The 20,567-nt window shown below is 55.0% G+C and carries 15 protein-coding genes; 11 read left to right on the top strand and 4 right to left on the bottom strand.

Annotated elements, in window-relative coordinates; genetic code table 11:
- The first annotated feature begins 190 nt into the window (after positions 1-190).
- The 8 genes from rlmN to IEW52_RS01545 all read left to right on the top strand — a co-directional run bounded on the left by rlmN (position 191) and on the right by IEW52_RS01545 (position 9,105).
- Positions 191-1,309, top strand: a complete 1,119-nt coding sequence (gene rlmN, locus IEW52_RS01580; protein WP_188628323.1) for a dual-specificity RNA methyltransferase RlmN — start codon at positions 191-193, stop codon at positions 1,307-1,309.
- Between the two features lie 381 nt (positions 1,310-1,690).
- Positions 1,691-2,617 carry a RodZ domain-containing protein gene (locus IEW52_RS01575; protein WP_188628322.1) on the top strand — a complete coding sequence of 309 codons (927 nt, stop codon included), beginning with the start codon at positions 1,691-1,693 and terminating at the stop codon, positions 2,615-2,617.
- A gap of 18 nt (positions 2,618-2,635) precedes the next feature.
- Positions 2,636-3,754, top strand: coding sequence for a flavodoxin-dependent (E)-4-hydroxy-3-methylbut-2-enyl-diphosphate synthase (gene ispG, locus IEW52_RS01570; RefSeq protein WP_188628321.1), 1,119 nt, complete (start codon positions 2,636-2,638; stop codon positions 3,752-3,754).
- 75 nt (positions 3,755-3,829) lie between these two features.
- A complete protein-coding gene (gene hisS, locus IEW52_RS01565; protein WP_188628320.1) occupies positions 3,830-5,113 on the top strand; it encodes a histidine--tRNA ligase in 1,284 nt (427 codons plus the stop codon).
- Positions 5,103-5,747: a YfgM family protein gene (locus IEW52_RS01560; RefSeq protein ID WP_188628319.1), complete on the top strand. Its 645-nt coding sequence runs from the start codon at positions 5,103-5,105 to the stop codon at positions 5,745-5,747. The genes hisS and IEW52_RS01560 overlap by 11 nt, the downstream gene beginning before the upstream one ends.
- A gap of 2 nt (positions 5,748-5,749) precedes the next feature.
- A complete protein-coding gene (gene bamB / locus IEW52_RS01555; protein WP_188628318.1) occupies positions 5,750-6,919 on the top strand; it encodes an outer membrane protein assembly factor BamB in 1,170 nt (389 codons plus the stop codon).
- 72 nt (positions 6,920-6,991) lie between these two features.
- Positions 6,992-8,521, top strand: coding sequence for a ribosome biogenesis GTPase Der (gene der, locus IEW52_RS01550; RefSeq protein WP_188628317.1), 1,530 nt, complete (start codon positions 6,992-6,994; stop codon positions 8,519-8,521).
- 143 nt (positions 8,522-8,664) lie between these two features.
- Positions 8,665-9,105: a universal stress protein gene (locus tag IEW52_RS01545; protein WP_188628316.1), complete on the top strand. Its 441-nt coding sequence runs from the start codon at positions 8,665-8,667 to the stop codon at positions 9,103-9,105.
- Between the two features lie 119 nt (positions 9,106-9,224).
- Here the strand turns inward: IEW52_RS01545 and IEW52_RS01540 are convergent, their stop codons facing one another.
- Entirely contained in the window at positions 9,225-9,380 is a 156-nt protein-coding gene (locus tag IEW52_RS01540) for a hypothetical protein (RefSeq protein ID WP_188628315.1), read from the bottom strand.
- A gap of 99 nt (positions 9,381-9,479) precedes the next feature.
- The gene (gene mltF / locus IEW52_RS01535) at positions 9,480-10,892 is read right to left on the bottom strand and encodes a membrane-bound lytic murein transglycosylase MltF (protein WP_188628314.1); all 1,413 of its coding nucleotides are present in this window, start codon (positions 10,890-10,892) and stop codon (positions 9,480-9,482) included.
- A 223-nt stretch (positions 10,893-11,115) separates the two neighbouring features.
- Between mltF and purL the strand changes: the two genes are divergently transcribed.
- On the top strand, positions 11,116-15,006 hold the full coding sequence (purL, locus tag IEW52_RS01530; RefSeq protein ID WP_188628313.1) for a phosphoribosylformylglycinamidine synthase: 3,891 nt from the start codon (positions 11,116-11,118) through the stop codon (positions 15,004-15,006).
- 178 nt (positions 15,007-15,184) lie between these two features.
- The gene (locus tag IEW52_RS01525) at positions 15,185-16,930 is read left to right on the top strand and encodes a putative bifunctional diguanylate cyclase/phosphodiesterase (RefSeq protein WP_188628312.1); all 1,746 of its coding nucleotides are present in this window, start codon (positions 15,185-15,187) and stop codon (positions 16,928-16,930) included.
- A 68-nt stretch (positions 16,931-16,998) separates the two neighbouring features.
- On the opposite strand, the gene IEW52_RS01520 is transcribed toward IEW52_RS01525, so the two are convergent.
- Entirely contained in the window at positions 16,999-17,544 is a 546-nt protein-coding gene (locus IEW52_RS01520) for a YceB family lipoprotein (protein ID WP_188628311.1), read from the bottom strand.
- Between the two features lie 82 nt (positions 17,545-17,626).
- Between IEW52_RS01520 and cls the strand changes: the two genes are divergently transcribed.
- The gene (gene cls, locus IEW52_RS01515) at positions 17,627-19,084 is read left to right on the top strand and encodes a cardiolipin synthase (protein ID WP_188628310.1); all 1,458 of its coding nucleotides are present in this window, start codon (positions 17,627-17,629) and stop codon (positions 19,082-19,084) included.
- A gap of 81 nt (positions 19,085-19,165) precedes the next feature.
- Here cls and IEW52_RS01510 read toward each other — a convergent pair whose 3' ends face one another.
- A complete protein-coding gene (locus tag IEW52_RS01510; RefSeq protein WP_188628309.1) occupies positions 19,166-20,380 on the bottom strand; it encodes a pyridoxal phosphate-dependent aminotransferase in 1,215 nt (404 codons plus the stop codon).
- Positions 20,381-20,567 lie beyond the last annotated feature (187 nt).

Below are 20,567 nucleotides of genomic sequence, written 5' to 3'. Positions count from 1 at the left end.
GGATGAGATGTTGTGTTGACATCGGTTGGTGTACCGCAGTTGCCATACGAAGCTATGCTTGCGTTTAGACTGACAGACCATGCTTGGCCGATTCCTGCGGCCTTTCATAGTATTACTGGCAAGCCGATGCTAAATTCTGTACAATTTCGCGCCCTTGTGGGCTCTGGTCAGTAAGCGTGAGGCAACCGAAATGAGTGAAACTAAAGTAAACCTGCTGGATCTGGATCGTGACGGCATGCGAGCCTTCTTTAATGAGATGGGCGAAAAACCGTTCCGTGCCGATCAGGTGATGAAATGGATCTATCACTTCGGTTGTGACGACTTTGAACAGATGACCAACATCAACAAGGTGTTGCGTGCCAAGCTGCTGCAAAAGGCGGAAATTCGCGCCCCCGAGATCAGCGTCGAGAAAATCTCCGCCGATGGCACCATCAAATGGGCGATGCAGGTGGGAGGCCAGGAAGTCGAAACCGTTTATATTCCCGATGGCGACCGTGCCACCTTGTGTGTGTCGTCTCAGGTAGGCTGTGCGCTGGACTGTAAATTCTGCTCAACGGCGCAGCAGGGCTTTAACCGCAACCTCAAGGTATCGGAAATTATCGGTCAGGTATGGCGAGCGGCCAGCCGGGTGGGCTTTGTGCGCGATTCGGGCCGCAAGCCCATTACCAACGTGGTGATGATGGGCATGGGTGAGCCCTTGCTCAATCTCAACAACGTGGTGCCTGCCATGCGTCTGATGCTGGAAGATTACGGTTTTGGCTTGTCGAAACGTCGCGTTACTTTGTCGACTTCCGGTGTGGTGCCGGCACTGGACAAAATGGGCGACATGATCGACGTGGCGCTGGCGGTATCGCTGCATGCGCCAAATGACAAGCTGCGCTCCGAGATCATGCCGATCAACGACAAGTACAACATTGCCACCCTGCTCGAAAGCGTGCGCAACTATATTTCCAAGTCCAATGCCAACCACGGCAAGGTGACCATAGAATATGTGTTGCTCGATCATGTGAACGACGACATGCAGCATGCTCACGAGCTGGCCGAGTTATTGAAAGACCTGCCCTGCAAGATCAACCTGATCCCGTTCAATCCCTTTCCGGGCAACGATTATGAGAAGCCGAGCAACAGCCGCATCGATCGCTTCAACAAGGTATTGATGCAATATGGCAATACGGTCACCATTCGTAAAACCCGGGGTGATGATATCGACGCTGCCTGTGGTCAGTTGGTGGGCGATGTGATCGACCGTACCAAGCGCACCATGAAAAAACGGATGCAGGAGCAAAGTATATCCGTCACAATGGTTTAAGCGTTCATGGATAAAGGCATAAAGAGTACGGGCCGTTAATGAATGATTGCCGTTGATTAAACGAAAACGGCCTTTTTATGTGGTAACGGGAACGTTTCACTAAAACGAGGGTCAGGTTTAAGAAGGCGGCGGTGCCACTTGGATATGTTAAGCTGGCAGGCCACACCGCAAAGTGCGGCTGGGCTTTGCGGTCCTGCGAAGGACAGGGAATGACGCGGCTGCGCTGGTGTTTCTGGCCATGATCAAGAGTGGCAAACACCCAGCCCACACGGTTTATGGTTAACAGCGCGTATGGCACCAGCACAGGGTCGTGAGATCAGGACCAGTGTTAAGCCGATACGCTTATTTCCAGATTCAGACAGGCTAGGCGATTGTTATTAAATGACTATAAATGAAACAGACTCACAGCCCCAGGCTGAAAACCAGGCTGACCCCGTAGCGACGCCAGGGCCTGGTCCCGGTGCCTTATTGCGTGAAGCCCGTGAGGCCAAAGGCTGGACCCAGGCCGAAGTGGCCCGCAGACTCAATCTGCGAATGGCCGTGATCGAGGCTATCGACAACGATCAGCACAAGGCGGGGGTCGCACTGACCTTTTTACGAGGCTACGTTAAAGCCTACGCCAAGGTGGTGGGTGTCTCTGAACCTCAAGCGCTGGCCGCATTTGATGCCATGAGCCGTGAACAAGTTGCGGCTGATGCGCCAATGAAAAGCTTTTCCAAGAAGACCCGACAACAAGCAAGCGACAAATGGCTTAAACGCACCAGTTGGCTGGTGTTTCTGGGGCTGGTCACCTCCCTGGTATATTGGTGGTGGCAAGATGGTGGTGCCCAGCAAATGGGACGTGACCTGGCGCCCATCAGCGAGCAAACGGCACCGGTCGAAGACACGCTTGCTCAACCTGAGCCATTACCGCCATTGAATCCGCCTTCCGACGCGCTGGTGCCAGTAGAAGCGACTCCCACCCCAACTGTTGAAGATGATGCCAATGTTGCATCGGCTGACATCGACGCTACCGAACCGGCCGCCGAGCCTGAGCCCGAACCGGCTCCCGAGCCTGTTGCCAACCCGCGTTTGCTGACCATGAGCTTTACCGATGATTGCTGGATTAAAGTCACCGACAGTCGTGGACAGGTGCTCAGCGAAGGCGTAAAGAAAGCCCAGCAATCGCTGTCTCTCGAGGGTGAGCCTCCGTTTCGCCTGGTGTTGGGGGTACCGGGTGCCGCCAACGTTGAATATATGAACCAAAAGGTGGATTTATCCTCCTTTAGCGCCGGTCGGGCAGCCCGACTGACAGTTCCAAAATCCTGATTAAAGCAAGAGTACACAATGTCCTTACATGACTCTCCCATCGTTCGTCGTCAATCCAAGCAAATCCGTGTTGGTTCCGTGCTGGTGGGAGGCGATGCCCCCATCAGCGTGCAGACCATGACCAATACGCTGACGACCGATGTCGAGGCGACGCTGGCCCAGATCCGCGCGGTAGAAAAAGTGGGCGCCGACATAGTACGGATCTCGGTTCCTACCATGGAAGCGGCGGAAGCCTTCAAGCTTATTCGCGCCGGTACCAGCATGCCGCTGATCGCCGACATTCACTTTGATTATCGTATTGCCTTGCAGGTGGCCGAATACGGCGCCGATTGTCTGCGTATCAATCCGGGCAATATAGGCCGGGAAGACAGAGTGCGCGCCGTGGTGGATTGTGCTCGTGACAAGGGCATTCCGATTCGCATTGGTGTTAATGGCGGCTCGCTGGAAAAAGATCTGCAGGAGAAATACGGTGAACCCACGCCGGCTGCTCTGGTGGAGTCGGCCTTGCGTCACGTCGATATTCTTGACCGGCTTAACTTTGACCAGTTCAAGGTCAGCGTCAAGGCTTCCGATGTTTTTCTGGCGGTCGGTGCTTATCGTGAGCTGGCTCGCCAGATTGAACAGCCTCTGCATCTGGGGATTACCGAAGCAGGCGGCTTTCGCGCCGGTGCCGTTAAATCGGCCATTGGTCTGGGGATGCTGCTGGCCGAAGGCATTGGTGACACTCTGCGTATTTCGCTGGCTGCCGATCCGGTGGAAGAAATCAAGGTGGGCTTCGATATTCTCAAGTCGTTGCGCATTCGCTCCCGCGGCATCAACTTTATTGCCTGTCCGTCCTGCTCGCGTCAGGAATTTGATGTGATCAATACGGTCAATGAACTGGAAAGCCGGTTGGAAGACATAGTCGTCCCCATGGACGTATCCATTATCGGCTGTGTGGTGAATGGCCCGGGCGAGGCATTGATTTCCGATCTGGGATTAGCCGGTGCCCAGCGCAAGAGTGCCCTGTATGACGGTGGCGAGCGCGTGGGGCGGCTGGATAACCTGACGCTGGTTGATGCCCTGGAAAGTCGCATTCGCGCCAAGGTAGCCATGATGGATCCCAAGGGCCGTATTCCGGTACAAGATAAAGATTGAATCAAGGCGAGACCGCTCCCAGCAGGCAAGGCGCCTGTTTCACCCCATTCAAGCCGTAAACATAGAGATATTTTCGTGGCCAAACAGATTCAAGCAATTCGTGGAATGAACGACTGCCAGCCGGAACAAACGCCCGCCTGGCAAAAAGCAGAAGCGGTACTACGTGATTTGATGCGCAGCTATGGCTATGCCGAAATACGGATGCCCATCATGGAAACCACCGGCCTGTTCAAGCGTGCCATCGGTGAAGTGACCGATGTGGTTGAAAAGGAAATGTATACCTTTGACGACCGCAATGGCGACAGCATGACCCTGCGCCCCGAAGGCACAGCGGGTTGTGTGCGTGCCGGTATCGAACATGGCCTGCTGTATAACCAGGAACGCCGCATGTGGTACATGGGTCCCATGTTTCGTTACGAACGTCCGCAAAAAGGGCGTTATCGCCAGTTTCATCAGTTTGGTGTAGAAGTATTTGGCCTGCAGGGACCGGACATCGACGCCGAGCTGATCATGCTGACTGCACGGCTGTGGAAGCAGCTGGGGGTGAGTGAACATCTTACCTTGCAGCTTAACAGCCTGGGCCAGCCAGCAGAACGCGCCGAGTATCGCCAGGCTTTGATTGCCTATCTGGAGCAGTATCACGATCAGCTGGATGAAGACAGCCAGCGTCGCCTGTATACCAACCCCCTGCGTGTACTCGACAGTAAAAACCCGCAGGTACAGGCGTTGCTGCAAGATGCTCCAATACTGAGCGATTACTTTGGCGAACAGACCCAGGCGCACTTTGCCGGTCTGACCGCCTTGCTGAGCGCCGCAGGTATTGCCTTTGAAGTCAATCCACGCCTGGTACGCGGTCTGGATTACTACAACCTGACGGTTTTCGAGTGGGTCACCGAGAGTCTGGGCGCTCAGGGAACCGTGTGTGGCGGCGGTCGTTACGACGGTCTGGTTGAACAACTGGGTGGCCAGGCCACGCCTGCCGTCGGATTTGCCATGGGCATGGAGCGACTGGTGTTGCTGCTGGAAACCCTGAATTTGGTAGAAACACAGCCCGCATTGGCGGATGTGTACATTGCCATGATGGGCGACGCCAGCCTGGTGGCCGGGTTTGCCCTTGCCGAGCAGCTGCGTGATCAGGTCACTGGTCTGAGAGTCATGAGTCATTGTGGCGGCGGCAACTTCAAGAAGCAGTTGAAGCGGGCAGACAAGAGCGGCGCCGGCATAGCGCTGATTTTGGGTGAAGACGAAGTCGCGCGCGGCGAAGTGACGGTTAAGTATTTACGTGGTCAGGGCGAACAACAGACCCTGGCGGTTAATGACATGATTGAACAGCTGAAAGGTGATCTGAGTGGACTTTAATAGCACGGAAGAACAGCAACTGGAAACCCTCAAGCGGTGGTGGTCCGAGTATGGCAAGTCGATCCTGCTGGGAGCCGTGATCGGCCTGGGGGGCTTGTTTGGCTGGCGTTATTACCAGAATCATCAGATAGAGACCCGCGCCGCCGGTGCCGATAGTTTTGTTGAAATTCGTACCAGGCTGGCGAACCAGGGGCCCGAGGCCTTTGATGAAGCCGCCGCTTTCGTTGAGCAGAACAAAGGCAATAATTACGGTGAGCTGGCTGCATTACTGTTGGCGGGCGAAGCGGTAAAAGCCAACCAGCTCCCTCTGGCGCAACAGCAACTGGAGCTGGCACTTGATGGTACCCAAGACATGGCGCTGAGCGATACTATTCGCCTGCGCCTGGCCCGGGTGTTGCTGGCGCAAGACAAATTCGACGAAGCGCAAACTCACTTGAACAATATCAGTGCCGATGCCTTTGCCGCCCAGCGCAGCGAAATACAGGGTGATTTGTATATGGCCCAAGACAAGCAGGATGATGCGAAAGACGCCTATCGTGCCGCCCGAGATGCGGGTGGCTTGACCGATAACCCCAGCCTGCGACTGAAACTGGACAATATGGCCATTACCACCGACGTGGGCAAGGAGGCATGAGTATGCGCAAACAATGGACGTTATTACCCCTGGTATTGGCCCTGGGCCTGGGGGCCTGCTCCAGCCAGCAAGATGTGATACAGGTGAGCCCGCTGCCTGATGTAGACAATACACTGAACACCAAAGAACGCTGGTCGACTTCGGTGGGCAATGGCGTGGGTGACTTCTACTCTCAGCTGGCTCCGGTTGTGGATGGCGAGCGTATTTTTGCCGCATCCCGCGACGGTGTGCTGGCCGCCTATGATCGTATTAGCGGCAAGCGTCAGTGGGATCAGCGCCTGGATAAACTGGATATCAATGACAATCAGCGCAGCCCCCGTATTTCCGGTGGCTTGACCGCAGCTTACGGCAACCTGTATTTCGGATCCGAAAACGGCATTGTGTATGCGGTTTCCCAGTCGGACGGTGAGCTGCTGTGGACCAGGGAAGTCCCCGGTGAAGTGCTGGCTGCCCCTGCCGTCGATGAAGGCAAGGTTGTGGTACATACCAGCGCCGGTAACCTGGTTGCTCTGGATGCCACCAGCGGCGAGCAGCAGTGGCAGCTGCGTAACGAGCAGCCCAGCCTGACGCTGCGCAGCATGGCCACGCCGGTTACCGTAGGTGGAGCCGTGCTGTATGGCCGGGCCGATGGGCGCCTGGGAGTGGCGCTTCTGGAAAATGGCCAGCCGGTGCGTGACACTCGTATTGCCAACCCGCGTGGGGCTACCGAGCTGGAGCGCATGGTGGATGTGGCCGCCAAACCGGTGATTTTGGGCGATATTCTCTTCACTATCGCTTATAATGGTCAGCTAACTGCTCATCAGTTGATTTCGGGGCAAGAATTGTGGAAGCGCCAGTACCAGGGCTCTCAGGATCTGAGTACCGACGGACGCCTGCTCTATATCAGCGATAGCCGCAGCCATCTGTTTGCGGTGGATGCACGCAGTGGTATGGAAGTATGGTCGAATACCGAGCTGGAAAATCGTCAGCTAACCGCGTCGGCGGTGTTCGGTGATTATCTGGTGGCAGGTGATGCACAGGGGTACCTGTATTGGTTCAACCGCCAGAGCGGCGTACTTGAATCCATGCAGCGCATCGACAGCAAAGGGCTGTATATAGCGCCTTTGGTGGTTGACGATACGCTTTATGTGCAAAGCCGTAGCGGCGATCTGGTGGCCATAGGCCAGCCTTGATCCCGGCATAAGTACACCACCGGCTCCTGATCCACGATCAGGAGCCGTTATTGTTTTTTGGAGACTGATTTTATGATGCCAGTAGTGGCTCTGGTGGGCCGCCCCAATGTGGGCAAATCCACACTATTCAACCGCTTGACCCGAACCCGAGATGCCCTGGTTGCCAACTTTCCCGGCCTGACCCGGGATCGTAAATATGGCCAGGCCAAAATTGGCGAGCTGGAATTCATCGTGGTCGACACCGGCGGTATCGATGGCACCGAAGAAGGCATAGAGCTGAAAATGGCGGCGCAATCACTGGCGGCCATCGACGAAGCCGATGTGGTGCTGTTTATGGTAGACGGCAGAGCCGGTTTAAGCTCGGCCGATGAAGCCATTGCTGCCCACTTGCGCCGTTGCCAGAAAGATACCTTACTGGTGGTGAACAAAACCGACGGCATCGATCCCGACTCGGCAGTCAGCGAGTTTTATCAGCTGGGACTGGGTGAGGTATATCCCATTGCCGCCACCCATGGTCGGGGCGTACTCAGCCTGCTGGAAACCGCACTGGCACCTCAGCTTGCTGAGCAGGCCGCCGAGCAGGAAAAACTGGCTGCCGATGCAGAGGCTGCTTTAGGCGAAGACCCTGATTCGGATGAGTTTGATTTTGATCATCTGGATGGGGATCAACTGCAAGACGCTCTTGAAGCCATGGATCAGGCTGACGAAGAAGACGCTCAGCAGTTCAAGGACTTGCCGATTAAGCTGGCGATTGTCGGGCGGCCCAACGTAGGTAAATCCACGCTGACCAACCGTATTCTGGGTGAAGACAGGGTGGTGGTGTACGACATGCCGGGTACCACCCGCGATTCCATTTATATTCCCATGCGCCGCGACGAACAGGACTATATCCTGATTGATACCGCCGGTGTACGCCGCCGTGGCCGGGTACATGAAACCGTTGAAAAGTTTTCGGTTATCAAAACCCTGAAAGCCATCGAAGACGCCAACGTCGTGGTACTGGTGCTGGATGCCCGGGAAGGGATTTCCGACCAGGATCTGAGTCTGCTGGGCTTCGTGCTGAATGCGGGGCGCAGTATCGTGCTGGCCGTCAACAAGTGGGACGGCCTGAACGAAGATGTTAAAGATGACATCAAGCGCGAGCTGGATCGTCGTTTGGGCTTTATCGACTTTGCACGTCTGCACTTTATTTCCGCTTTGCATGGCAGTGGCGTAGGCAATCTGTTTGGCTCGGTCACCGAGGCTTACGAGTCGGCCACCAAGCGGGTAAATACCTCCATGCTGACCCGAATCATGATGATGGCTCAGGACGATCACCAGCCGCCTCTGGTACGGGGCCGCCGGGTCAAGCTGAAGTATGCCCATGCGGGTGGCTATAATCCGCCGCGGATCATAGTGCATGGTAATCAGGTGAAAGACTTGCCTGAATCCTATAAGCGGTACCTGATCAACTATTTCCGCCGTGCTCTGAAAATAATGGGAACGCCCATTCGTGTGGAGTTCAACGAAGGGGATAACCCGTATGAAGGCATCAAGAACAAGCTGACAGAAACGCAGATGCGCAAGCGCAAGCGTATGATGCGCTTCAACAAGAAAAAGTAATACCTTCAAACGCCGGCCCAGCCGGCGTTTTTTATTTCATTTTTCCCATGCCTGGCTGCCCGAAGCCTACCCGGCTTAATAGACTAATATGGATAACAGAGGCGGTGCGCTGTGCACTGCAATACTGTGAACATGGAGGGAGTATGTACAAGTCGCTACTGGTTGCGGTCGATGGTTCCAAGCAGGGTAAAAAAGCGCTGATACTGGCATGTCACCTGGCTCGGCAAGATGATGCCGAGGTACATCTGGTGCATGTGCCCGAAGCTTTACCCCACGAAGCAACGTTAATTTGGGGAATAGGAGCCGTGGCCGTTGAAGATAGCCGCAAAGAGCTGGAAACCACCGGCCAGAAAATACTGGCTCGGGCCGAGCTTGAAGCGCGCGAGTTGGGAGTCAGCCAGGTTCACACTCATATTGCTCAGGGTGAGCCGGCCCGTAGTATTATTCACCAGGCCGAAAGGCTCGGTGTGGATGTTATCGTCATGGGATGTCGCGGTTTGGGTAACCTGGCGGGACTCATGATGGGCAGTGTATCGCACAAGGTGAGTCACAACGCCAAGTGCGGGGTAATTACTATACGGTAATGTTTCTGTACGGGTACAAGGTGCTTGTTGCCGGATAATAGCGTCAAGTACCTTCTTGAGCGCGTAATCGATTGCCGTTTAAAAGGCAGGTTTGGGCTGCTGATTTGGTTATGGCGATGTTAGCTTGCCTGTTCGAGTGTGGCCTGTTCTGCCAAAAAATACGCATTGTTACGGCGCAGTATTTTACGACGTACATCCTGCATCAGAATTTTACGGCGCGGAGACCAGGCCGAGGCCTTGCGCTGTTTTAATAAAGTGCGTCTTCGTTTCAACATATTAAGTACCTTTGTCACTAGGGTGATGTCTGGGCCGCAAAAAGCAGCGATGACGCAGTAAATATCAGCTTGTGCGACCCGGGTAAAGTGACATTTGTGTTAAATGCCCGAATCTGTCGACTGGCTCTCATGCTGGGCGGCCAGGCCGGTATCCGTATACGTATTGTCTCGCCATAACAGGCTTTGATAATACTGACGAATGTTATTGACGAATTGCCGGGTCTCGCGGCCTCTGGCGTAACCATAGCGGGTTTGCTTGTACCATTGAGGCTGATGCAACAGCGGTAAATTGGCCTTCACCTGGGCCCAGGAGTTGGGATCTTGCTGGCGCAGTTTGGTCAGGCGGCGTACATCCAGCATATGACCCAGGCCAATATTGTAGGCTGCCAGTGCAAACCAGATGCGTTCGTCATCGGGTATGGTGTCGGGCAGGCGCTCCATAAGCGACGCCAGATACTGAGCCCCACCGCGAATGCTTTGCTCCGGATCCAGGCGGTTCTTTACCCCAACCTGGGCGGCGGTATCTTCGGTCAACATCATCATGCCGCGAACTCCGGTATAAGACTGGGCTTGGGGATCCCAGTGTGACTCCTGATAACTGACCGCCGCCAGCAGCCGCCAGTCCAGCTCGCCCGCATGGCGTTCAAACAGCGGTTGGTATTGTGGTAGTACCTTCTCTATGCGTTGTAAAAAGGTACGGGTATCAACATAGTCAAAGCTTTGTACATGGCCAAAATACTTTTCATGCAAACGGGCCAGGTTACCGTTGTCATATTGTTGGTTGAAAAAGTCCAGCATGCTGGCCAGCACGGTATCATCGTTATTTTTGGCCAGCATCCAGGCGACGGGTTGTGGATCGCCCAGGGTAAACGCGGCTTCAATATTGGGATAATAACGCTGGGTTCTGGCCAGTAGAATGTCTGACACCAAAGTGTAATCGGCTTCGCCTTCTGCTACCTGGCGTAACAAGTCTTCCGCATCGGTATCGCTGCGCGCTTCCCAGTGCAATTCCGGTAGCTCCTGCTGCAGTTGATACAGCCATTCGGCCTGACTGGAGCCGGCAAGTACCCACAGGTTTCCCGTTATGTCCGTAGGGCCTTTGGGGCGAGTGGCTCCCTTGCGATACACCAGTGTTTGTTCAATATGATAATAACCCGGGCCAAAGCGATACTGTTGTCGCCGTTGTTCGGTACTGGTCATGCCGGCCGCCAGCATATCCACCTTGCCGGTATCCAGTAGAGCGAACAGCTCGTTTAAACTGTAGGCGGGCACCATGTTCAGCTCTACATCAAGCGAGTCGGCAAACTGGCGCGCCAGTTCATAATCCAGCCCTTCTTCCTGACCATCGCGCAAAAAATAATAGAGCGGGTGAAACAGGGTACCTACGCGCAACACGCCGCCGGCTTTGATCTGCTCAATGCGGGTTGGTTGCTCTGTGTCAAATTCACAGCCGCTGACAGACAGCAGGCTTATTAACAACAAAGGCTTGAGTAGCAGTATAACCAGGCGCAAAAGCGGATCCTCATTTCATATCATCGCCGTTTTATAACAGATGTAGAAGGATTCGTCAGCCAGGCGTACATCACAATCCCTAATCCCTAATCCCTAATCCCTAATCCCTAATGACACTGTATCCATGGCTAATTTAAATGGGCGTCGACAGAGCAGAGGGGGAAACCTATAATACCGCCAACTTCTCAACCCCCCATTCACTCACGCTTTGAGAATTGCCACTATGGAAATACTGAGAGGCTCACCCGCCTTATCTGGTTTCAGAACCCAGGCTCTGGTTCGCCAGGCCCAGCAACAGAATCTGCCGCTGGTAGCCGTTGCAACCGAATACGTACATTTTGTCGCCCTGAACGCCAACCTCGAGGCCGATGGAAAACATGTTTTAAGCCAGTTGCTCGACAGCCCGGTTCAGGGCATTACGCCCCCTCAAGACAGCCTGCTGGTGCTGGTTACGCCGCGCCCGGGTACGCTGTCGCCCTGGTCAACCAAGGCCACGGATATAGCACGCAACTGTGGCTTGAGTCAGGTAAAACGCATCGAACGTGGCATTAGCTACTACTTGAGCTTCGAGCGCACCCCAACCGATAGCGAGCTTGATGCCATCAAGGCCATGCTGTTCGATCGCATGACTGAAATAACGCTCGGCGAACTAGAAGACGCCAGCTGCCTGTTTGCCGAAGCCGAGCCGGCGCCGGTCACCGCCGTGGATATTCTGGCCGGAGGCCGTGAGGCCCTCGCCGAGGCGAACCAACGCCTGGGTCTGGCACTGGCAGATGATGAAATTGATTATCTGTATGACGGATTTACCGGGTTGGGTCGTAACCCCAACGACATCGAACTCTATATGTTCGCCCAGGCCAACTCCGAGCATTGTCGCCACAAGATTTTCAATGCCGACTGGACCATAGACGGGGTAGAGCAGGGCAAGTCGCTGTTCAAGATGATCAAGAACACCCATGAACAGGTGCCGGAACATGTGTTGTCTGCCTATAAAGACAACGCAGCGGTCATGAGTGGCTCGGCCGCAGGGCGCTTCTTTGCCAGCCCCGAGTCCGGTGAATATCGTTACCATCAAGAAGATATTCATATCTTGATGAAGGTGGAAACCCACAACCATCCGACTGCCATTTCACCCTACGCCGGTGCCGCCACCGGCTCCGGCGGCGAAATACGTGATGAAGGCGCCACCGGACGGGGCTCCAAGCCCAAAGCCGGTCTGGTCGGCTTCAGCGTATCCAACCTGAAAATTCCGGCGTATCCGCGCCCCTGGGAACATGACTTCGGCAAGCCAGAACGTATCGTCAGCGCCCTGGACATCATGATCGATGGCCCTCTGGGTGGCGCTGCCTTCAACAACGAATTTGGTCGTCCGGCTCTGCTGGGTTATTTCCGCACCTTTGAAGAGAAAGTCTCCAGCTTTAACGGCGAGGAAGTACGCGGTTATCACAAGCCCATCATGCTGGCTGGTGGCCTGGGCAATATTCGTGGCGAGCACGTGCAAAAAGGCGAGATTACCGTGGGTGCCAAGCTGATTGTACTGGGCGGGCCGGCGATGAACATCGGCCTGGGGGGCGGTGCTGCTTCCAGCATGACCTCGGGTCAGTCCAGCGAAGATCTGGACTTTGCCTCGGTACAGCGTGACAACCCGGAAATGGAGCGTCGCTGTCAGGAAGTGATCGATCGCTGCTGGGCCATGGGTGACCACAATCCTATCCAGTTTATCCACGATGTGGGCGCGGGCGGCTTGTCCAACGCCATGCCGGAGCTGGTGAGCGACGGTGGCCGAGGCGGCCGCTTCAATCTGCGCGACATTCCCAACGATGAGCCGGGCATGAGCCCGCTGCAAATCTGGTGTAACGAGTCGCAAGAACGCTATGTTATGTCGGTTGCCAACGATCGCCTGGCGGAGTTTGAAGCTATTTGTCGTCGGGAGCGTGCACCGTTTGCCGTTATCGGTGAAGCCACCGCCGAACCGCATCTGAGCCTGAACGACAGCCACTTCGACAATCAACCCATCGATATGCCGCTGGAAGTGCTGCTGGGCAAGGCGCCGAAAATGCAGCGCGATGCCACAACGTCGCAGCATCAAAGTCCGGCACTGAATCTGGATGGTATCGATCTGAAAGATGCCGCCGAGCGCGTGATGACGCTGCCCACTGTGGCCGATAAAGGCTTCCTGATCACCATAGGCGACAGAACCGTGACCGGTCTGGTAGCTCGGGATCAAATGGTTGGCCCCTGGCAGGTGCCGGTTGCCGACTGTGCCGTGACCGCCGCCGCGTTCGACAGCTACGCCGGTGAGGCCATGTCGATGGGCGAGCGTACGCCCGTCGCACTGCTGGATTATGCCGCCTCGGCACGCCTGGCGGTCGCCGAAGCCATTACCAATATTGCCGGTACCCACATTGGCGAACTCAAGCACATCAAGCTGTCTGCCAACTGGATGGCCGCTGCGGGTCACCCTGGCGAAGATGCCGGCCTGTATGAAGCGGTCAAGGCGGTAGGCGAAGAGCTGTGCCCCGAGCTGGAGCTGACCATACCGGTGGGCAAAGACTCGATGTCGATGAAAACCAGCTGGCAGGAAAACGGTGAAGATAAAGCCGTGACAGCACCGCTGTCATTGGTGATCACCGCCTTTGCCCGCGTCGAAGATGTTCGCGATACCGTAACCCCCTGGTTGCGTTGTGATCAGGGCGACACCAACCTGATTCTGGTGGATCTGGGCAATGGCAAAAATCGCCTCGGTGCTTCTGCCCTGGCTCAGGTATATCGCCAGCTGGGTGACACGCCTGCCGATCTGGACAACCCAGCCCAGCTGAAGAATTTCTTCTATGCCATGCAGACCCTGGTAGCCGACAAGAAATTGCTGGCCTATCACGACAAGGGCGATGGTGGCTTGTTCACTACCCTGGCGGAAATGGCGTTTGCCGGCAATACCGGTCTGGATATCGAGCTCGACCTGCTGGGTGCCGACCATCTGGCAGTGTTGTTCAATGAAGAGCTGGGTGCGGTACTGCAGGTACGCCAGGAAGACAAAGAGGCGGTGCTCACCTGTCTGGCGGGACATGGTCTGTCGGCCTGCAGCCATGTGATTGGCAAGCCAAACCAGGACGATCAACTGCGCCTGTTCTTTGCCGGCGAAGAGGTGTACACAGAATCTCGTACCGAGCTGCGTCGTTTGTGGTCTGAAACCAGCTACCAGATGCAGGCACTGCGCGATAATCCCGAGTGTGCCGAGGCCGAATATGCGGCCAAGCTGGAAGCGAACAACCCCGGATTATCGGTTGATCTCAGCTTCAACCCCAAAGAAGACATTGCCGCTCCCTTTATTGCCAAGGGTGAGCATCCTCGCATGGCCATTCTGCGCGAGCAGGGCGTTAACTCCCATGTAGAAATGGCGGCCGCTTTCGACCGCGCCGGTTTTGCGGCGGTAGACGTACACATGAGCGATCTGCAAAGCGGCCGTTATCGGTTGGACGAGTTCGCCGGCATGGTTGCCTGTGGTGGCTTCTCGTACGGGGACGTATTGGGTGCCGGCGGTGGCTGGGCCAAGTCGGTACTGTTCAACGAGGCATTGCGGGCTCAGTTTGAAGCCTTCTTTGCCCGGGAAGACAGCTTTGCCCTTGGCGTGTGTAATGGCTGCCAGATGCTGTCGCAACTGCGCGACCTGATCCCGGGTGCCGCACACTGGCCAAACTTTGTGCGTAACCGCTCCGAACGTTTTGAAGCCCGTTTCAGTCTGGTAGAAGTTCAGGAGTCACCCAGCCTGTTCTTGTCCGGTATGGCTGGCTCTCGTCTGCCGATTGCGGTTTCTCACGGCGAAGGTCAGGTGCAAACCCTGAATGCGGATATCAAGGCCATTGAAGCCAGTGGCACAGTAGCGCTGCGGTTTGTGGATCATCACGGTCAGGCAACCGAGCGTTATCCGTTCAACCCCAATGGTTCGGCAAACGGCATTACCGGCCTGAGCAGCCAGGATGGACGCGTCACCATCATGATGCCGCACCCGGAGCGGGTGTTCCGCACCGTGGCCAACTCCTGGCACCCCGACGGCTGGGGTGAAGACGGCGGCTGGATGCGTATTTTCCGTAATGCACGGAAAAATCTCGGTTAAAATTGCAACTTGCATCTAATTATGAAAAAGCCCACAGTGATGTGGGCTTTTTATTTTCTACTTGTGCCTATATTATAACTCAGCTTGAAATGCATACGGCGAAAACGGTCGCACAATAACACCCATAAACATGAACGAAACACGCGGATATCATTCATTTAACGAGTAGATCAGGGATATGGATCACACTGACTTGTTATGGACTGTGCCTACCTCCTGGCATCAGACCAGTAGCGATAGTCTCAGGGAACTTGCTGCCACTTCACTCAACCTGATACGGCAGATCATGCGTCATACCCGGGAAGGTATAGTGGTTATGGATGCCCGCGGGCGTGTGCTGGAGGTCAATCCGGCGTTTTGTGCTCTCAGCGAACTCGATGAGTCTCAGATTTGCGATCAACATATCACCAATATCAATGGTGACCTGCACCGGCGGCGCTACTACCGGGATATTTGGCAGCGATTGCAGCAGCAAGAAAGCTGGCAGGGTGAAGTACAACATCATAACCGCAAGGGAAAACGGGTTACTCACTGCCTGATGCTGTATCTGGTTAAAGACAGTCAGAACAGGGTGACTAACATCATAGGAATTCTGGACGACGTCAGCCAGCTGCGACAGTCGCAGGAGCGACTCAGTTTTCTTGCCCACCACGATGCACTGACCGGCACCGCCAATCGTTCTTTTCTATTAAGCTGGTTTGGTAAATTAAAGCCGGCATTGGCAAAAAACGAGCAACTGGCGTTGCTGTTTATCGACCTGGACCGCTTCAAGCCTATCAACGACAACTTCGGCCATGGCGTGGGGGATAGGGTACTTAAAGAGTTGGCTATGCGGCTAACATCTCAGGTCGATGCCAATGAGCTGGTCGCACGTATCGGGGGCGATGAGTTTGTGATGATTTGGCGAGGCGTCATGACCCATGACAGCTTGCTGGACAAGGCCGAACACTTGCTGACCCAGCTTAAAATTCCGGTGCAGATCGGCAGTTACGAGTTGAGTGTGGGTGCCAGTATCGGCATCAGTTTTTATCCCGAGCACGGTGAAGACATTGAAAGTCTGCTGCGTTATGCCGACACCGCCATGTATCAGGCCAAACGCTACAGTCGCAATAAAATCTGCCTGTTCGATCAGGTGCAGTATGCCGAGTTGCAAACCCAGCAACGATTAACGGCAGACTTCAATCAGGCCATTGAAGAACATCAGCTTTTTCTACAATACCAACCGGTGTTGGCAACCGGTGGTAAACAGCTGCTGAGCGTCGAGGCCTTATTGCGCTGGCAACATCCCGAGCTGGGCATCTTGTACCCGGATCAGTTTCTGTCGGCGGCCAGTGCGGCAGGCGCTTTATATCATTTGGCTGAATGGGTATTTATTGAAGCGGCGCGGCAATTGCGTGAGTGGCAGCAACACTGGCACTGGCAGGGATGTATCAGCATTAATCTCAGCGGATTGGAGCTGGAGCAGCTGAGGGTAGAGCCGTTATTAGCCTTGTTGCAGCAACAAGGCGTGGACCCGAGCGACTTCATACTGGAACTGTGTAGTGACTATTTAATGCGTCGTAGCGAATCACTCAGCGAGATACTGGGCAAGCTAAGAGAGGCGGGAGTTAAAATCTATCTGAACAATGTGGGGACGGGACGCTTCAATTTCAGCAAGTTCAATCAACTGCCTATCGACGGCATCAAACTGGATCGCAGCCTGTTAGGTGGACAAGGCGGCTTGTTCGAGCAGTCTGTTGTGCGAGCGCTGTTATTATTGTCTGAAGCGCTGAATATCAAGGTGGTGGCCTGCGGCGTTGAAACCGAAGAGCAGTGGCAGTTTTTGCGTCAATATGCCTGTTATGGGGTTCAAGGGCGACTGTTGGCGCCGCCGATGAAGGCCAGTGAGTTGCAAGCGCACTTGTGGCAAGAGGGGAAAGCGTGAAGGGAAAAACACTGAACCAGCAGCTGTGCTTCAGGCTGTTTTGCCGTCCGCGTCCCCATTACGCGTTATTACTCTATGCCGCGCAGTGATATTTGCCCTGGCGCTATGTCCAGGCTCACCACCTTGTCTTTAAGCTGGCGCTGCAAGGGATCTTTTTCATCCAGAGTGTAAACCGGATATTGCGACAAATAGCCGGTGAGTGCCTGCAGCAGAATGGGGAGCATGAAGCGCGCTTGTGGTGAGCTTTGTGCTTCATTGAGGCTGTAGTTCAACAGTTCAAATTCGTCGAGAAACAAGGCTCCCTGTTCGCCGTCATAGCGAGGACGGGCGCTGAAGTCGCCCGTAATGTCCCAATGGTAACGTTGCTGCCCCTGATTAACGGAAATCAAGGCCTGGCCCAGTACTCTGGCTTTGTCTGGGGTCTGGCGACCCAGCTCTACTTTTACATCCTGCATTTGTACTGCCGCCGACAGCCACTGGCCCAGACCAAGAGGGAACTCCTTGCCCAGCTGCTGGCCAAGTTCCTGATTGAGTTGCTGTTCGGTCAGGGTCAGGCTTTGTGCCGTTGCCTGCACGCTCATGCTAAACGCGATTAAAAACATTATAATTTTCATCGGCCTGTATCCATTCATCAATTTTATGTACCTTATCTAGGGTCTAGTCTGCACCGTCCCGCTTTAGAGGAGCAAGGCATTTTTGAGTGATTATCTTTCTACACTGCTCGGTTGGCTGTTATTTGCCATTCACGCCAGTCTGGTGCTGGGGGTAACCTTCAGGGTTATCATGAAACGTCGCCCGGTGGGCGTTTCTCTGGCCTGGCTGGCGCTGATTTATGCCATTCCCATCGTCGGCGTGGCGACCTATATTTTGTTTGGTGAGATTCGATTGGGTCGTAAGCGGGCCGATAGAGCCAAGGCCATGTATCGACCTTACGCCGACTGGATCAATGTACTGGTCGCGCGCTTTCCTGGCCAGCAGTTTGAAGTCAGTGAACCGGCCCGGCCTATTTATGAATTGGTAAAGGCACGGCTTAATATGCCGATGCTGAGCGGTAATGGTATGAGCCTGTTGCAGCATCCAGATGAGATTCTGGCGGCGCTGCAAGAGGATATTCGCGCGGCGCGCAGCTCGTGTTATCTGGAATTTTATATCTGGTATGCCGGCGGACGAGCCGATGATATCGCCTTTGACTTGATGGCGGCGGCACGGCGCGGCGTGGATTGTCGGGTGTTGCTGGACTCGGTCGGCAGCGCCGATTTCTTTCGCAGCCATTGGCCAATGCGGCTGCGAGAAGCGGGCGTCAAAGTGATAGAAGTGCTGCCGGTGGGGGCGTTTCGCATATTATTCGAGCGTCAGGATTTGCGAATGCACCGCAAGCTGGTGGTGATCGATGATGACGTTGCCTATACCGGCTCCATGAATCTGGTCGATCCGGCCTGCTTCAAGCAAAACGCCGGAGTGGGGCAGTGGGTAGACATAATGCTGCGGATTCGCGGCCCCATAGTGCCGATTTTCTGGTCGTTGTTTGTCTGGGATTGGGAAATGGAAACCGGAGAGCGTTTGCTGGAGCAGCTTGAATATCACCCCATCAGCTGTCTCGATAATCAGCTTAAGCTGCAATTATTACCTTCGGGCCCCTTTATGGGCGGCGATGCCATTCAGCAGAGTCTGTTGACCGCCATTTATCAGGCCCGGCGCCGGTTGGTATTGATTACGCCTTATTTCGTGCCCGACGATCCGCTGGTAGCGGCGCTGTGCTCGGCAGCGGATCGGGGCGTTGAGATACAACTGGTATTGCCGGCGAAAAATGACTCGCGCATGGTCAACTATGCCTGTAATGCCTTTTTTGATGAACTGCTGCACGCGGGGGTAGAAATTCATCTGTACGGTGGTGGACTGCTGCACACCAAGTGCGTGCTGGTCGATCATCAGTTTGCACTGGTGGGGACGGTTAACCTGGACAAACGCAGCCTGTGGTTGAATTTTGAGATGACGCTGCTGATTGACGATGGTCAGGCCATGGGAGAATTATTGCAACTGGCCGATGGTTATTTGAGTGATGCCAAGCCGATTTCGTGGCTGGAATGGCGACAGCGCCCGGTACGCCAGCGGGTGCTGGAAAACCTCTTCTACCTGTTGAGCCCCTTGCTGTAAGAGCCGAGACTGGGGAATAGGGAATAGGGAGTAGGGAATAGGGATTATCGAGTCCCTAATCCCTGCTCCCCAGTCACCGTTTTACTGTCTGTAATGCTTGAGGAAGCGTGCCAGACGGCCGATGGCATCTTCCAGCTCTTCCACCCTTGGCAGGGTGACCAGACGGAAGTGATCCGGCGTCGGCCAGTTAAAACCTGTGCCTTGTACGATCAGCATTTTCTCTTGCAGCAATAGATCGTACACCATCTTCTGGTCGTCTTTGATGTTGTACACTTTGGGGTCCAGACGCGGGAACAGATAAATGGCGCCTTTGGGTTTAACACACGACACGCCGGGAATATCGTTCAGCAGCTGCCAGGCCAGATCCCGCTGCTGGCGCAATCGGCCACCGGGCAACACCAGCTCGTTAATGCTTTGATATCCACCCAGCGCCGCCTGAATGCAATGCTGCATGGGCACGTTGGCGCACAGTCGCATGGACGACAGCATTTCCAGCCCTTCGATATATCCCCGGGCCTGGTGTTTGGGCCCGCTGATCATCATCCAGCCCTGGCGAAAGCCCGCAGCTCTATAACTCTTGGACAGACCGTTAAAGGTGGCTACCAGTACATCGTCGCACAGGGTGCAGACCGAATGGTGGGCCACATCGTCATACAGTATCTTGTCGTAGATTTCGTCGGCAAAGATAATCAGCTTGTTTTGCCGCGCAATTTCAATGACCTCGAGCAAGAACTCGCTGCCATATACTGCACCGGTAGGGTTATTGGGGTTGATCAGCACTATGCCCTTGGTGCGAGGGCTGATTTTGGACTTGATATCATCCAGATCCGGATACCAGTCTGCCTGCTCGTCACACCGGTAATGCACCGCCTTGCCGCCCGACAGCGTCACGGCAGCCGTCCATAACGGGTAATCCGGTGACGGCACCAGAATTTCGTCGCCGTTGTTGAGCAGAGCCTGCATCGCCATCACGATCAGCTCAGACACACCATTACCAATGTAGATATCTTCCAGATCCGTAGTGCGCAGGCCCTTCTGCTGGTAATACTGCATGATGGCCTTGCGGGCCGAGAACAGCCCCTTGGACTCACAGTATCCCTGGCTGGTGGGCATGTTCACTATGGCATCTTTGAGCAGCTCTTCAGGCGCATCAAAGCCGAAGCTGGCCGGGTTGCCAATATTGAGCTTGAGAATGCGGTGGCCTTCGTCTTCCAGGCGGCGGGCTTCTTTGTGAACCGGACCGCGGATGTCATAACAGACGTTGTCCAGCTTGTGTGATTTATCTAGGGAATACATGGGTGCAAACGGCCTCGGAATAAGCTCCAGCCTGGGCAGTCACCGAACGGCAAGCACTCTGCGGGGCATACTCAACGCCCGCACCGCAGCAATAACGCCATTTGGGAGCCACTGGCCAGTAAAGACTAGTGATAGCGTCCATGATGAGACTTTGTGAACAAGATGAAAAGGGGTAAGCAGCGGATTG

Origin of the sequence: Oceanisphaera marina (assembly GCF_014643915.1) — a bacterium.
GTDB classification, from domain to species: Bacteria; Pseudomonadota; Gammaproteobacteria; order Enterobacterales; family Aeromonadaceae; genus Oceanimonas; species Oceanimonas marina.
The sequence above is the reverse complement of the archived record's forward strand: the minus strand, read 5'-3'. Positions and strand labels throughout refer to the sequence as shown.

Bases quoted from the DNA above. Each gene is read 5' to 3' on its own strand.
- rlmN (WP_188628323.1), top strand. From the start codon at position 191: ATGAGTGAAACTAAAGTAAACCTGCTGGATCTGGATCGTGACGGCATG.
- IEW52_RS01575 (WP_188628322.1), top strand. From the start codon at position 1,691: ATGACTATAAATGAAACAGACTCACAGCCCCAGGCTGAAAACCAGGCT.
- ispG (WP_188628321.1), top strand. From the start codon at position 2,636: ATGTCCTTACATGACTCTCCCATCGTTCGTCGTCAATCCAAGCAAATC.
- bamB (WP_188628318.1), top strand. From the start codon at position 5,750: ATGCGCAAACAATGGACGTTATTACCCCTGGTATTGGCCCTGGGCCTG.
- der (WP_188628317.1), top strand. From the start codon at position 6,992: ATGATGCCAGTAGTGGCTCTGGTGGGCCGCCCCAATGTGGGCAAATCC.
- IEW52_RS01545 (WP_188628316.1), top strand. From the start codon at position 8,665: ATGTACAAGTCGCTACTGGTTGCGGTCGATGGTTCCAAGCAGGGTAAA.
- IEW52_RS01540 (WP_188628315.1), bottom strand. From the start codon at position 9,380: ATGTTGAAACGAAGACGCACTTTATTAAAACAGCGCAAGGCCTCGGCC.
- purL (WP_188628313.1), top strand. From the start codon at position 11,116: ATGGAAATACTGAGAGGCTCACCCGCCTTATCTGGTTTCAGAACCCAG.
- IEW52_RS01525 (WP_188628312.1), top strand. From the start codon at position 15,185: ATGGATCACACTGACTTGTTATGGACTGTGCCTACCTCCTGGCATCAG.
- IEW52_RS01520 (WP_188628311.1), bottom strand. From the start codon at position 17,544: ATGAAAATTATAATGTTTTTAATCGCGTTTAGCATGAGCGTGCAGGCA.
- IEW52_RS01510 (WP_188628309.1), bottom strand. From the start codon at position 20,380: ATGTATTCCCTAGATAAATCACACAAGCTGGACAACGTCTGTTATGAC.